The sequence below is a fragment of the Mycolicibacterium thermoresistibile genome, assembly GCF_900187065.1.
Lineage (GTDB): Bacteria > Actinomycetota > Actinomycetes > Mycobacteriales > Mycobacteriaceae > Mycobacterium > Mycobacterium thermoresistibile.
The window spans coordinates 2,847,170-2,860,876 of the sequence record NZ_LT906483.1 but is presented as its reverse complement, the minus strand read 5'-3'; the positions used below and the strand labels follow the sequence as shown (position 1 = coordinate 2,860,876).

Annotated in this window: 11 protein-coding genes; 5 read left to right on the top strand and 6 right to left on the bottom strand. The window is 71.0% G+C overall.

Going from position 1 to position 13,707, the window contains the following annotated elements; genetic code table 11:
- The first annotated feature begins 41 nt into the window (after positions 1–41).
- Both nhaA and dxs read left to right on the top strand, forming a co-directional pair.
- Positions 42–1,412 (top strand): Na+/H+ antiporter NhaA, encoded by a 1,371-nt coding sequence (gene nhaA, locus CKW28_RS13440; RefSeq protein WP_435405796.1) that lies wholly within the window; start codon positions 42–44, stop codon positions 1,410–1,412.
- A gap of 29 nt (positions 1,413–1,441) precedes the next feature.
- A complete protein-coding gene (dxs, locus tag CKW28_RS13435; RefSeq protein WP_003926762.1) occupies positions 1,442–3,361 on the top strand; it encodes a 1-deoxy-D-xylulose-5-phosphate synthase in 1,920 nt (639 codons plus the stop codon).
- Here the strand turns inward: dxs and CKW28_RS13430 are convergent.
- From CKW28_RS13430 to CKW28_RS13420, 3 genes are all read right to left on the bottom strand, one after another.
- Entirely contained in the window at positions 3,342–5,045 is a 1,704-nt protein-coding gene (locus tag CKW28_RS13430; protein ID WP_003926761.1) for an alkaline phosphatase D family protein, read from the bottom strand. The two genes, dxs and CKW28_RS13430, sit on opposite strands and share 20 nt — an antisense overlap.
- Before the next feature lie 72 nt (positions 5,046–5,117).
- Positions 5,118–6,431 (bottom strand): HRDC domain-containing protein, encoded by a 1,314-nt coding sequence (locus tag CKW28_RS13425; RefSeq protein WP_003926760.1) that lies wholly within the window; start codon positions 6,429–6,431, stop codon positions 5,118–5,120.
- A gap of 2 nt (positions 6,432–6,433) precedes the next feature.
- Positions 6,434–7,027 carry a DUF3000 domain-containing protein gene (locus tag CKW28_RS13420; RefSeq protein ID WP_003926759.1) on the bottom strand — a complete coding sequence of 198 codons (594 nt, stop codon included), beginning with the start codon at positions 7,025–7,027 and terminating at the stop codon, positions 6,434–6,436.
- Between the two features lie 108 nt (positions 7,028–7,135).
- Here CKW28_RS13420 and hemE point away from each other — a divergent pair, with 108 nt between their 5' ends.
- Genes hemE through hemQ form a run of 3 tightly spaced genes read left to right on the top strand, consistent with a single transcriptional unit; the run spans position 7,136 to position 10,258 of the window.
- Complete coding sequence (hemE, locus tag CKW28_RS13415; RefSeq protein ID WP_003926758.1) at positions 7,136–8,200, top strand: uroporphyrinogen decarboxylase; 1,065 nt, start codon at positions 7,136–7,138, stop codon at positions 8,198–8,200.
- Positions 8,197–9,558, top strand: coding sequence for a protoporphyrinogen oxidase (locus tag CKW28_RS13410; RefSeq protein WP_040547306.1), 1,362 nt, complete (start codon positions 8,197–8,199; stop codon positions 9,556–9,558). Before hemE ends, CKW28_RS13410 begins: the two co-directional genes overlap by 4 nt.
- A gap of 4 nt (positions 9,559–9,562) precedes the next feature.
- On the top strand, positions 9,563–10,258 hold the full coding sequence (hemQ, locus tag CKW28_RS13405; RefSeq protein ID WP_003926756.1) for a hydrogen peroxide-dependent heme synthase: 696 nt from the start codon (positions 9,563–9,565) through the stop codon (positions 10,256–10,258).
- A gap of 24 nt (positions 10,259–10,282) precedes the next feature.
- Here the strand turns inward: hemQ and msrB are convergent, their stop codons facing one another.
- The 3 genes from msrB to CKW28_RS13390 form a co-directional block, all read right to left on the bottom strand.
- On the bottom strand, positions 10,283–10,699 hold the full coding sequence (gene msrB, locus CKW28_RS13400) for a peptide-methionine (R)-S-oxide reductase MsrB (RefSeq protein WP_003926755.1): 417 nt from the start codon (positions 10,697–10,699) through the stop codon (positions 10,283–10,285).
- A gap of 83 nt (positions 10,700–10,782) precedes the next feature.
- Entirely contained in the window at positions 10,783–12,108 is a 1,326-nt protein-coding gene (aftC, locus tag CKW28_RS13395) for an arabinofuranan 3-O-arabinosyltransferase (RefSeq protein ID WP_081475545.1), read from the bottom strand.
- A gap of 21 nt (positions 12,109–12,129) precedes the next feature.
- Complete coding sequence (locus CKW28_RS13390) at positions 12,130–13,701, bottom strand: alpha/beta fold hydrolase (protein WP_040547781.1); 1,572 nt, start codon at positions 13,699–13,701, stop codon at positions 12,130–12,132.
- Between the last annotated feature and the right edge of the window lie 6 nt (positions 13,702–13,707).

Sequence of the window (13,707 nt, the reverse complement as noted above, 5' to 3'; positions counted from 1 at the left end):
GAGTGTGTGCACGGTGTGCCGGGAAGTCTGGTCGGCGATCGCTGACCCCTGCCCCCGATGAGGGCGCTACCCGAAGAGGCCGCACCGTGATCGCCAGACCGCTCCGCCGCCCGCCCCGGCGACTGCTCACCCGCGGATCATGGGCGGAGACCAGCCGGATCACCGCGATCCTGCGGCGGGAGACCGTCGGCGGCGGGGTCCTGCTGGTGGTGGCGGCCGCCGCGCTGCTGTGGGCCAACTCGCCCTGGTCGGCGGGCTATTTCGGGCTGCGGGACGCGACCGTCGGCGGGGAGCCGCTCGGGCTGCACCTGAACCTGACCGTGGGCACCTGGGCGGCCGACGGTCTGCTGGCGATCTTCTTCCTGGTCGTCGGGCTGGAGCTGAAACGCGAGTTCGTCGCCGGTGACCTGCGGGACCCGGCCCGTGCCGTGCTGCCCATCGTCGCGGCGGTCGGCGGCATGGTGGCGCCCGCGCTGATCTTCGTGGTGGTGGCCGCCGGCGGCGGGGAGGGCGCGTTGCGCGGCTGGGCCATCCCGACCGCCACCGACATCGCCTTCGCGGTCGCGGTGCTGGCGGTGCTGTCCACCCACCTCCCGGCCGCGCTGCGCACCTTCCTGCTCACCCTCGCGGTCGTCGACGACCTGCTCGCGGTGACGGTGATCGCGGTGTTCTACACCGAGGAGATCAACACCACCGCGCTGGGGCTGACGCTGGTGCCGCTGGCGGCGTTCACGGTGTGCGTGCAGCGGCGCATCCGGGCCTGGTGGCTGCTGATCCCACTGGGCGTGGCCACCTGGGTGTTGATGCACGAGTCCGGGGTGCACGCCACCGTCGCCGGGGTGTTGCTCGGATTCGCCGTCCCGGTGCGCCGCTCGGCCGCCGCCGGGGGACCGGCGGCCGGACCGGGGATGGCCGAACACTTCGAACACCGGCTGCGGCCGCTGTCGGCGGGGCTGGCCGTGCCGGTGTTCGCGTTCTTCGCCGCCGGCGTCGACTTCGGCGGCCTGTCCGGTCTCGGAGATGCCCTGCGTGACCCGGTCACGCTGGGCATCATCGGCGGGCTGGTGGTCGGCAAACCGGTCGGGATCTGGCTCACCACGCGGTTGCTGGCCGCGTTCACCCGGGCCCGGCTGGACGCCACCCTGCGGTGGGTCGACGTGTTCGGCGTGTCGCTGCTGGCCGGCATCGGGTTCACGGTGTCGCTGCTGATCGGGGATCTGGCCTACGGCACCGGATCGATCCGCGACGATCACGTCAAGGTCGGGGTGCTGCTCGGGTCGGTGACCGCGGCGGCGCTGGCGGCGGCGGTGTTGCGGATGCGCAACCGCTACTACCGGATACTGCACCAGCAGGAGACCGAGGACGCCGACCGCGACGGGGTGCCCGACATCTACCAGTCGCCCAACACATGACGCTTGCCTGCCCTGCGTAGACTGACGGAATGCTTGAACAGATCCGCGGTCCCGCTGATCTGCAGCACCTTTCCAAGGCGCAGCTGCGGGATCTGGCCGATGAGATCCGCCAGTTCCTGATACACAAGGTCGCGGCCACCGGGGGGCACCTCGGACCCAACCTCGGTGTGGTCGAGCTCACCCTCGCCCTGCACCGGGTGTTCGACTCCCCGCACGACCCGATCATCTTCGACACCGGCCACCAGGCCTATGTGCACAAGATGCTCACCGGGCGGGCCGCCGATTTCGACACGCTGCGGAAGAAGGGCGGCCTGTCGGGCTATCCGTCCCGGGCGGAGAGCGAGCACGACTGGGTGGAGTCCAGCCACGCCAGCGCGGCGCTGTCCTACGCCGACGGTCTGGCCAAGGCGTTCGAGCTGACCGGCCACCGCAACCGCCACGTCGTCGCGGTGGTGGGGGACGGCGCCCTGACCGGAGGCATGTGCTGGGAGGCGATCAACAACATCGCGGCCGCCCGCCGGCCCGTCGTCATCGTCGTCAACGACAACGGGCGCAGCTACGCCCCGACCATCGGCGGGTTTGCCGAACATCTGGCCGCCCTGCGGTTGCAGCCGCAGTACGAGAACCTGCTCGAGCAGAGCCGGCAGGCGGTGCGCGGCATCCCGATGATCGGCGAGCTGTGCTACCGGGCCATGCACAGCGTCAAGGTCGGGCTGAAGGATGCGCTGGCCCCGCAGGAGATGTTCACCGACCTGGGGCTGAAGTACGTCGGCCCGATCGATGGCCACGACGAGCACGCGGTGGAGGTGGCGCTGCGCCGCGCCCGCGGTTACAACGCCCCGGTGGTGGTGCACGTCGTCACGCGCAAGGGCATGGGTTACGGCCCAGCCGAGGCCGACGAGGCCGAACAGATGCACGCCTGCGGGGTGATCGACGTGGAGACCGGCAAGCCGCCGAAGGCCTCCGCGCCGGGGTGGACGTCGGTGTTCTCCGATGCGCTGGTGCGGATCGGGGCCAGGCGCCGCGACGTGGTGGCGATCACCGCGGCGATGCCCGGACCCACCGGCCTGACCGCGTTCCGGGAGCGCTTCCCGGACCGGTTCTTCGACGTCGGCATCGCCGAACAGCATGCGATGACCTCGGCCGCCGGCCTGGCGATGGGCGGCTTGCATCCGGTGGTGGCGGTCTACTCGACGTTCCTGAACCGGGCGTTCGACCAGATGCTGATGGACGTCGCGCTGCACAAGCTGCCGGTGACCATCGTGCTGGACCGGTCCGGGATCACCGGACCCGACGGGGCCAGCCACAACGGCATGTGGGACCTGTCCATCCTGGGCATCGTGCCCGGGATGCGCGTCGCCGCGCCGCGTGACGGGCTGCGGTTGCGGGAGCAGCTCGGCGAGGCGCTCGACGTCAAGGACGGCCCGACGGCCATCCGGTTCCCCAAGGGCGACATCGGCGAGGACATCCCGGCGGTCGAGCGGCGCGACGGAGTCGACGTGCTGTCGCTGCCCGACGACGGACTGTCCGCCGACGTGCTGCTGGTGACGGTCGGCCCGTTCGCCGCGATGGGGCTGGCGGCCGCCGAGCGGCTGCGCAACCAGGGCATCGGGGTGACGGTCATCGACCCGCGCTGGGTGCTGCCGGTCCCGCAGGTGATCACCGAGCTGGCCCGCGACCACAAGCTGGTGGTCACCGTCGAGGACAACGGCGGGCACGGCGGGGTCGGGTCGGCGGTGTCGGCCGCCCTGCGCGCCGCCGAGGTGGACGTGCCGTGCCGCGATCTGGCGCTGCCCCAGCAGTTCTTCGACCACGCCTCGCGCAGTGAGGTGCTGGCCGAGGTCGGACTCACCGAACAGAACGTGGCCCGCCGGATCACCGGGTGGGTGGCCGCGCTGAGCCCGGAGATGGCCGAGGAGCAGTCGCAGATCAGCGAGCGGCTGGACTGATCGGCGGCGACGCCGCCGACCCGGTGAGCCCGACCCGGGCCACCCGGCCCAGATCGCCCGCGTCGTCCGGTTGTTCGAACACCACCTCGGCCTGCGGGCCGTCCACCCGCAGGGTGGCGATCGTGTTACCGAAGATCGGCCCGCAGGTGTTCGTCCAAGTCAACGGCAGGGCCGGAACGCCGTGGCGGCGGGCCCAGCGGCGGGTCAGCGGGGCCAGCCGCCGCGACCAGCCCAGCGCGAACACGGGTTTCACGAACGCCGGCACGTAGTTGTGCACCGGTGAACACACCAGCTGGTGCACCGCGGCCGCGTCGGCGCCGAGACCGTCGAAGTCTGCCCGCGCGGCATAGCTGTGGTGCACGTCGCCGGACAGCACCGTCACGGTGGCCGGCCCGTCGGGATGGTCGGCCGCGGCGCGGATCATCGTCGTCAGCCGCAGGAACGACTTCATGAACGCCGGCCAGTGCTCGAGGTCGGCGCCCTGGCGGATCTTCTCTGCCAGCGCGCCGCGCCAGCCGGGCCGGTCGGCGGCCAGTTCGTTGACGGCCTGCAGGTCGGCCAGCGCCGGCGGCATCAGCCACGGCACCGACGATCCCAGCACCAGGTGTTCGACGTTTTCGATGCCGTCGGCGGCCTGCTCCTCGACCCAGCGGAACTCCTTTTCGCCGAGCATCATCCGTTCCCCGGAGTCCAGGATCCGGCCGTTGCGGGAGTCCATCATGATGAACCGCGTGCAGCCCAGGTCCCAGCGGTAGCTGAACCGCACCCCCTTGTTGGCGTCGACCTCGGCGTCGGCCCGGTCGGCGAGCTCGACGAGCGCCGGCCAGGCGTCCCCGTCGATACCGCGGATCCGTTGATAGTCGGGGTCCTCCTCGAGTTGTTCGGGGCTGAGATTGCCGATGTGCTGGTACACCCAGTACGACGCCAGCCCGGCCCGGATCCGCTCCCGCCACCACGGTTGCGCGCTCATCTCTTCGCGCCACCGCCCCGAGGTGTTCCAGTCGTCGCGGATGTCGTGGTCGTCGAAGATCATCGCGGTGGGGACCGTCGACATGATCCACCGGATCTCCGGATCGGTCCACGAATGCCGGTACAGCCGTTCGTATTCGGTGAAGCTGACCACTTCGTCGGGTGGACGTTTGGTCCGGGTCTGTTTGCGTCGCCGCCGCCCGGTCAACTGTCGGCGGGCCTCGGGGGTCAGTTCGTCGGCGTAGACCTGATCGCCGAGCAGCACCAGCATGTCGGGCCAGTCGTCGACGGGTTGCTGCGCCATCCGGGCGGCGTACCGGTCGAGCGCGTCGTGGCCGAGCTTGTCGTCGACGTCGTCGACACCGGTCTTGGGGTAACGGCAGGATCCGAACACCGCCCGCGCGCGGTGCGCCGACTCCGGACCGCGGGTCCGGATCACACTCGGCGGGAAGGAGACGGGCGGGGAAGAATCGGGCGGGAAGGAACTGTCCGGCAGCGGCCACACCCGTTCGCCGTCGACGTGCACCTCGTAGCGGGTGGTGGTCCCCGGTGTCAGCCCGGTCACCGGGACCAGCGCGTAGTGGTAGTCCTGCACCTGAAACGTCGACGCGGAACAGCCCAGCACCGACACGGTGGCGGGCCGATCGGTCTGCACCCAGACCTGCGCGGTCGTCTCGCTCACATGCCGCAGAACCGGTCCGAGCAGAAGCCCCATCACGTCAGCCTATGCGCGGCAGGGGGAGCGAGCAGGCTCACCCGCACGAAGAGCACCCGATCGCCGACGATGTCACGCCTGCTCGGTGGGCGAACCCAGCGCGTCGGCCAACACCGGCACCACCAGTTCACGCTGCCACCGGCGCGTGCCGGCGGCGCGCAGGAACTCGTCGATCGCGGCGACCGGATCGTCGGCGGGCTTCCAGTCCCAGCACAGCCGGCGCACCGTGTCGGGGGACAGCAGGTTCTCGGCCGGCACCGACACCCGCTCGGAGAGTTTCGCCAGCGCGTCGCGGACGGCGTCGAGGCGTTCGGCCGCCTCGGGTTTGCGCCGCGCCCACCGCGACGCCGGCGGTGGCCCGTTGGTCGGTTCCTTGCTGTCCGGCACGTCCGTGCTCTTCCGGGCCCGGTCCAGCGCCTCGAGCCAGATGTGGGCGCTGCGGCGCTGTTTCGCGCCGCCGAAGACCGGAAGCGCGGTCAGTTCGGAGATCGTCTTCGGATCGGTGGTGGCGGCGTCGATGATCGCCGAGTCGGGCAGGATCCGGCCGGGTGCGATGTCGCGGCGCCGGGCGATCTGATCGCGGGTCACCCACAGTTCCCGCACCGCGGCCAGCGCGCGTCCGTTGCGCACCTTGTGGATGCCCGAGGTGCGTCGCCAGCGGTCGCGCCGGGTGGGCGGCGCCTCGTAGGTGCGCAGATACTCGAACTCCTCGGCGGCCCATTCGGCCTTGCCCTGATCGTCGAGGACCTCGGCGATCGCGGCGCGCAGCTCCAGCAGCACCTCGACGTCCAGCGCCGCATAGTTGAGCCATTCGGCCGGCAGCGGACGTTTGGACCAGTCCGCCGCGCCGTGCCCCTTCATCAACTGCAGTCCGAGCAGCTGCTGCACCATCGTCGCCAGGTTCACCCGCGCGAACCCGGCCAGCCGGCCGGCCAGCTCGGTGTCGTACAACCGGGGCGGGCGCATCCCGAGCTCGGCCAGACAGGGCAGATCCTGATCGGCGGCGTGCAGCACCCATTCGTCGCTGCCCAGCACCTCGGCGATCGGGGCCATCGTCCGCACCGGATCGCCGCCGTGGCTGACCGGGTCGATCAGCACCGTCCCGGCGCCGGCCCGGCGGATCTGCACCAGATAGGCGCGGTTGGAGTAGCGGAACCCGGAGGCGCGTTCAGCGTCGACGGCGAACGCGCCGTGACCGCGGTCGAGCTGTTCGGCCGCCCGGGCGATGTCCGCGGCGCTGACGGCGAGTTCGGGCACCCCGTCGGCGGGCTGCAGCAGCGGTGTGGCCTCCGGTTCCGGAGTGCCCTGGACGTGCGGGGTGGATCCGGTGTCACCCGACCCGCCGACGACGGCGTCGTTCGGCTGGTGGGGTGTCGCTTCTGTCATTCTCAAGCGCGGGTGCGTGTCTTCAGACTGGTGACGCCGACCGGCGGGAGCCCCGCCGCGTGTTCGAGGACCTCACAGAAGGCCTCCACGTGCGGGCCCAGCGCGGTGGTGGTCGCCGTCCAGGACGCCCTCAGCTCCAGCTGGTGCGCGCGGGGCGGTCCGCTGATGTCACCGTAGCGAACCGATGTGGTGGCGGTGACGGTGCCGCCCAGCGCGGTCGCCTGGTCGGTGTGTTTGTCCAACGCCTCCGCCAGCCAACTCCATGCCACCTCGGGCAGCAGCGGGTCGACGGCCTCGCTGGAGTCGAGGTCGGCCTGGATGTAGGCCACCAACCGCAGCGTACCGTCCCACGCGTCGGCGCCGTCGGGGTCGTGCAGCAGGATGAGCCGACCGAACGCCTCACCGTCGGCGGGCAGATCCGCGGTCTCCGGCATGGTTCCGGTCTCGGGATGCCGCACCTCGGCGCCCAGCGCATAGCTGTACGGCGCCAGCCGCTGCGGCGGGCGGATCGGGCCGAGTTCGATCTCGGGTCGCACGGTGGTCGCATTCATCGCCGCCACCGCCGCCCGGAATTGATCCGGTTCGGCAGAGGTCACAACAATCGACGCTAGTCCATTTACCGACCGGTGTCGTCCGACGCGCCGGGAGACTACCCGACCTGCTGGAAATCCGCCCGATTGGCCACCCGTGAGACGATGGTGGCGATGAACAACCGTCGTGAACTGCCCGAGTCTCCCTATCTGGCCGCGGCCGCGGGCCGCAAACCCTCCCGCGTGCCGGTGTGGTTCATGCGCCAGGCCGGGCGATCGTTGCCGGAATACCGGGCGCTGCGGGCCCAGAACACCATGATGCAGGCCTGCTTCGACGCCGACCTGGTCACCGAGATCACCTTGCAACCGGTGCGCCGCCACGGGGTGGATGCGGCGATCCTGTTCTCCGACATCGTGGTGCCGTTGCGCGCCGCGGGGGTGGACCTGGACATCGTCGCCGACGTCGGGCCGGTCATCGCCGAGCCGGTGCGGACCGCCGCCGATGTGGCGGCGCTGCGGCCGCTGGAGCGCGAGCAGGTGGCGCCGGTTTCGCAGGCGGTCACCCAGCTGGTCGGTGAACTCGGTGAGACGGTGCTGATCGGTTTCGCCGGGGCGCCGTTCACGCTGGCCTCCTATCTGGTGGAGGGCGGTCCGAGCCGCCATCACGCGCACACCAAGGCGATGATGTTCGGCGAGCCGGACACCTGGCACGCGCTGATGACCAAGCTGACCGACATCACGATCGAGTTCCTGCGCGTCCAGGTCGACGCCGGGGTGGACGCGCTGCAGCTGTTCGACTCCTGGGCCGGCACCCTGTCGCTGGCCGACTACCGCGAATACGTGCTGCCGCACAGCACCCGGGTGTTCACGACGCTGGCCGACGCCGGGGTGCCGATGACGCACTTCGGGGTGGGGACCGCGGAACTTTTGGGTGCGATGTCGGAGGCGGTGTCGGGGCACGGGACGCCCGCCGTCGTCGGGGTGGACTGGCGCACCGCGCTGGCCGATGCGGCGACCCGGGTCCGCCCGGGAACCGCGCTGCAGGGCAACCTCGATCCGGTGGCGCTGCTGGCGGGCTGGCCGGTCGCCGAGCGTGCGGTCCGTGCGGTGGTCGAGGACGGCCGGCGCGCGGTCGACGCCGGCGCCGCCGGGCACATCTTCAACCTCGGACACGGGGTGCTGCCCTCGACCGACCCGGGCGTCATCACCGAGGTGGTGGCCCTGGTGCACTCACTGTGACGACGACGTTCTGTGTGGTCGGCGGCGGGATCTCCGGGCTCGCCGCCGCCTACCGGCTGCGGGTGTCGGCCGGCCCGGACGCGTCGATCGTCCTGTTCGACCCGGCCGACCGGCTGGGCGGAATCCTGCGCACCGAACGGCTGGGCGGGCAACCGCTGGACGTCGGCGCCGAGGCGTTCATCGTCCGGCGCCCGGAGGTGCCGGCCCTGCTGGCCGAGCTGGGGCTGACCGACCGACAGCGCACCACCACCGGGGCGCGGCCGCTGATCTACAGCCAGGGCCGCACCCATCCGCTGCCGCAGGACACCCTGCAGGGCATCCCCGCGCACGCCGCGGCGCTGACCGGGCTGGTCGACGACGCCACCCTGGCCCGGATCGCCGACGAACCGTCCCGGCCGCTGACCTGGAGCCCCGGCGCCGACCCGAGTGTCGCCGAACTGGTCGGCGACCGGTTCGGGGAGCAGGTGGTGCGCCGTTCGGTGGATCCGCTGCTGGCCGGGGTGTACGCCGGTTCGGCGGAGAGCATCGGCCTGCGTTCGGCGGTGCCGCCGCTGGCCGCCGCGCTGGACCGCGGGGCGGCCAGCCTCACCGAGGCGGTGCGCGACGCGCTGGCGGGCGCCGGCCCGCGGACCGGATCCCCGTTCGGCTCGATCGACGGCGGGTACACGGTGCTGGTCGACGAACTGGTCCGGCAGTCGGCGCTGACCTGGGAGCGGGCCGCGGTGCAGCGGATCGAGCAGCAGGCGGGCGGCTGGCTGGTCGTCGACGAGCGGGGCGGCAGCCGGCGGGCCGACGGTGTGGTGCTCGCGGTGCCGGCTCCGCGGCTGGTCCCGCTCATCGAGCATCTCGCGCCGCGCAGCGCGGCCGCGGCCCGGCGGATCGAGGTGGCGTCGGTGGCCGTGGTGGCGTTGGCGCTGCCCGGCGACACCCCGCTGCCGCAACAGTCCGGGGTGCTGGTGGCTCCGGGCGAACATCTGCACGCCAAGGCGATCACCCTGTCGTCGCGGAAATGGGGGCAGCGCGGCGGTGTCGAGCTGCTCCGGTTGTCGTTCGGCCGGTTCGGCGACGAGGTCGCCCGCACGGTCGGCGACGACGACCTGCTGGCCTGGTCACGACAGGATCTGGCCACGGTGTTCGGAATCGACGTCGACCCGGTCGACACGCTGGTCCGGCGGTGGGTCGACGCGATGCCGCAGTACGCCCCCGGGCACGCCGACCTGATCGCCGACCTGCGGGCCGGCCTGCCGTCCGGCCTTACGGTGGCCGGCGGCTACCTCGACGGGATCGGGGTGCCGGCCTGTGTGGCCTCCGGTACCCGGGCGGCCGCGGAACTGCTGACCACCGGCGTGGCACGATAGAGGCATGGCCAAGCTCGACTACGACGCCCTCAACGCGACGATCCGCTATCTGATGTTCTCGGTGTTCGCCGTGGAACCCGGCGCGTTGGGGGAGGAGCGGGACGCCGTCATCGACGAGACCGCGACCTTCCTCAAACAGCAGGAGGACAAGGGTGTCGTGGTGCGCGGCCTCTACGACGTGGCCGGGATGCGGGCCGACGCCGACTTCATGATCTGGACGCACGCCGACACCGTCGAGGCGCTGCAGTCCACCTATTCGGACTTCCGCCGTACCACCACGCTGGGCAAGATCAGCGACCCGGTGTGGAGCAGCGTCGCGCTGCACCGGCCGGCCGAGTTCAACAAGAGCCACATCCCGGCGTTCCTGGCCGGTGAGGAGCCCGGCAACTACGTCTGCGTGTACCCGTTCGTGCGGTCCTACGACTGGTATCTGCTGCCCGATGAGGAGCGCCGGCAGATGCTCGCCGAGCACGGCATGGCCGCCCGCGGCTACAAGGACGTCCGGGCCAACACGGTGCCGGCGTTCGCGCTCGGCGACTACGAGTGGCTGCTGGCGTTCGAGGCGCCGGAACTGCACCGCATCGTCGATCTGATGCGGGATCTGCGTGCCACCGAGGCGCGCCGGCACGTGCGTGAGGAGACGCCGTTCTTCACCGGCCCGCGGGTCAGTGTGGAACAGCTCGTCGCCAAGCTGCCCTGACTCAAGCTGCCCTGACTCAAGCTGTCAGTCGGCGGCCGGCACCAGCCGCAGCGAGATCGAGTTGATGCAGTAGCGCAGATCGGTCGGGGTCGGGTATCCCTCACCCTCGAAGACGTGTCCCAGATGGCTGTGGCAGCTGGCGCACAGCACCTCGGTGCGCCGCATGCCCAGTGAGTCGTCGGGTCGGGTGATCACCGCGTCGGAGCTGGCCGGGTCGAAGAACGACGGCCAGCCGCAGTGCGATTCGAATTTCTCGGCGCTGCGGAACAACTCGGCCCCGCACGCCCGGCAGGTGTACACACCCTCGGTCTTGGTGTCGGTGTACTCGCCGGTGAAGGGCCGTTCGGTGCCGGCTTGGCGCAGCACGTAGTACTCCTCGGGGGTGAGGCGCTCACGCCACTCGTCGTCGGACAGCTGAACCTTCGGCTCCGGAATGGTCATGACTCCACGCTAGCGACTCGTGGTCCGGCGCGACACCTGCCGGCCCGGCCAGTTCCGCACCAGGGCTGTGGCCGAGCGGCAGATCACGACCCTGATGCAGAAGTCGTGGCGGGCACCGGTTCGGCCTTCGACTTCTGGAGCCAGGGCGGGTCGATGCCCTCGTCGAGTCGGCCGTCGGCCTTGGCGTCGAGGTACCGGAAGTACAGCACCGTCGTCACCACGATCAGCATCAGCGACCAGCCGTAGGTGATCTTCATGTACTCCAGGAACCTGCCGGTGGTCAGCATCTCGACCGGCCGCACGATCAGCCAGCGGTCCATCGTCATGAACCCGTACACCGCCAGCCAGGCCACCCAGTTGCGGATCACCGAGTTCGGCAGCACCACCGTCATCAGGAACGGGAACAGCATCATCGAGTAGTAGCCCTGGCCCAGCGACAGCACCAGCCAGGACGCGATCAGCAGCACCCCGGCGGAGGTGGTCATCCACAGCAGTGGGTCGCGGGTGCGGTAGTAGCGGTACAGCAGCACCAGCGCCACCACCGCCAGCAGACCGAATCCGATGCGCAGCAGGATGATCAGCCATGTCGGCAGGCCGTAGTAGACGCCGTTGCCGAGGATGGAGCTGTTGAAGTAGTCGCGGGTGCTCAGGATGTAGGGCACCGTGCGGGTGACGAAGTTCATCGGGTCGGCGACCAGCGGCCAGGCGGCGGCGTTGAACGCCAGCGGCACCGCGAACGCGGTCACCAGGGCCCGCCACTGCCGGTTGAGCACCGGCAACAGCAGTAGCGGCGCCAGCAGCGGTTTGACCACCAGGGTCAACCCGATGGACACCCCGGCCAGCCACTCGTGGCGTTTCTCCCCGTCGAGCAGCCAGCGCAGGAACAGCACCTCCAACAGCAGCAGGATGCCGTTGATGTTGGTGAACACCAGCGTGTTGGTGACCGTCTCGGTGCAGAACATCGCCAGCAGCAGCGCGGGTGCGGCCACCGAGGCGAGGGTGAAGTTGAACAGCCGCAGCAGGAAATAGGCGGCCAGCACGATGGCGACGGTGTTGAAGAAGATGAACCAGCCGCGCGACACGTCGGGGGTGAGGTAACCGAACGGCGCCATCAGCAGGGTGCCGCCGGGCGGATACAGGAAGTGCGGGTCGACGTGGTTGAAGTTGGCGGTGTACACCGGCTGCCCGCGAAGGAACGCGACCGCGGCGTTGTACACCGGGGTGAAGTCGTCGGTGATCGACCGGTTGGTGCTCAGCACCCAGCTGCGGTGGATGACCGCCATGATCGCGATCGGCCACAGCACCGACCGCAGCACGGTGGCCGCGCTCGGGGGGGAAGTTCGCGGCCGGAACGCGTTGAGCAACCCTGCGCGCAATGCATCTGTCATCGCCACGAGCGCACCGTACACCGTGCGGCCGCAGATCTTTCGTCAGGCCGGACAGTAGGTGTCGGTCGCCGGCAGCTGTCCGGATTCCAGGTAGTCGACCACCGGACGTAATGCGCACGGGGAGTAGATGCTCGCGCCGTGGCCGATGCCCTGCCAGATCACCCGCCGGCTGTTGGTGCCGGCGTTGATCGCGGTGGCGGCGACGGCGGCCACCCCGTCGCCGCCGACGATCGGATCGTTCTGCCCGCCGAGCAGCAGCATCGGGATCTCCAGGCCCTGCGGGTCGGCCGGGGCCTCCCCGCTCGGCCAGGGCAGGCATTCCACCAGATCGAGCGCGCCGACCGCGCCGAACTGCGGATACTCCCGGCCCCACGCCACCACCAGTTCGCGCACCCGGTTGGGGGTGGGCCGGTTGAGCGCATCGCTGCACCGGTTGACGAACTGCCCGTCGGTGTCGCGCAGCGCCTCGGCCTCCCGGATCAGGTCGGTGATCGGGCCGCTGTCGCCGTCGCGGGCCGCCGCCAGTGCGGAGGCCAGGTTGTTGGCGGCGGCGATGCGGTCACCGCGCGGATAGGCCAGCGCGGTGGTGATGGCGGTGGTGAGCGCGGCCACCGACGCGCCGCCGGGCCCGCGGCCGGCCCGGGCGTCGTTGAGCAGGGAGTCGACGACGGCCTTGGGGTCCGGTCCCAGCGGGCAGTCGGTGGCCACACACTGGGCGGCGAACGCGTCCAGCGCCGCCTGCTGGCCGGCGATGCGCTGCTGGGCGGCGGCCTCGGCGCCGATCGCCAGCGGCAGCGGTGAGTCCAGCACCAGCCGGGCCACCTTGTTCGGATGTGAGCCGGCGTAGGCCAGCGCCACCTGTGCACCGTTGCCGACCCCCAGCAGCGCCAGCCCGGGCACGTCCCAGGTGCTGCGCAGCCGTTCGAGATCCTCGGCGGCGCGGGCGTTGTCGTAGGCCGAGTCGCCCGGCGCGATGATGTCGGTGCAGTCGGTGGTGGCGCGGACGGTGACCGCGTTGAGGTTGGCGACCGTGTCGTCACCGGCCTGGAACTGGGCCTGGTCGATCATCTCCTGGCGGTCGAACACGTCGCGGCAGTCCAGGGCGCCGGACATGCCCATGCCGCGCCGGTCGACGGCCACGATGGGGTGTTTGTCGAGCACGTCGGTGCCGGAGCGGGCCAACCACACCGGCAGCTGTGTCGACGACGGCAGATCCGATCCGGTGGTCAGCACCAGCGGGCCGGCGTCGGGTGGGGTCTGATCGGTGCTGGCCTTGACCGCGCCGATGGTCACCATCCCGGTCGCCCCCTTGATCGGGTCCAGGTCGGCGTCGTAGGTGGCGCACTCCAGCCGCACCCCGGGCACGGGTGGGACGGCGGCATCGCCGAACACCCGGGTGGTGCACTCCCGCCAAGACAGGTCGTTCTTCGGGGCCTCGATCGGCGGCGGACCCGATTCGTTCTGCGGCGGTGGCGGTTCGCCCTGCGGCGCGGCGCCGGAGTCGGTGGCGTAGCGCGGGTTGGCGGCCAGACCGGGGGCGCATCCGGCGACCACGGTCGAGAGGGCGACCGCGGACACACCGAGTATCCGCGTGAGCTGACGGGGCCGACGCATGGTCAC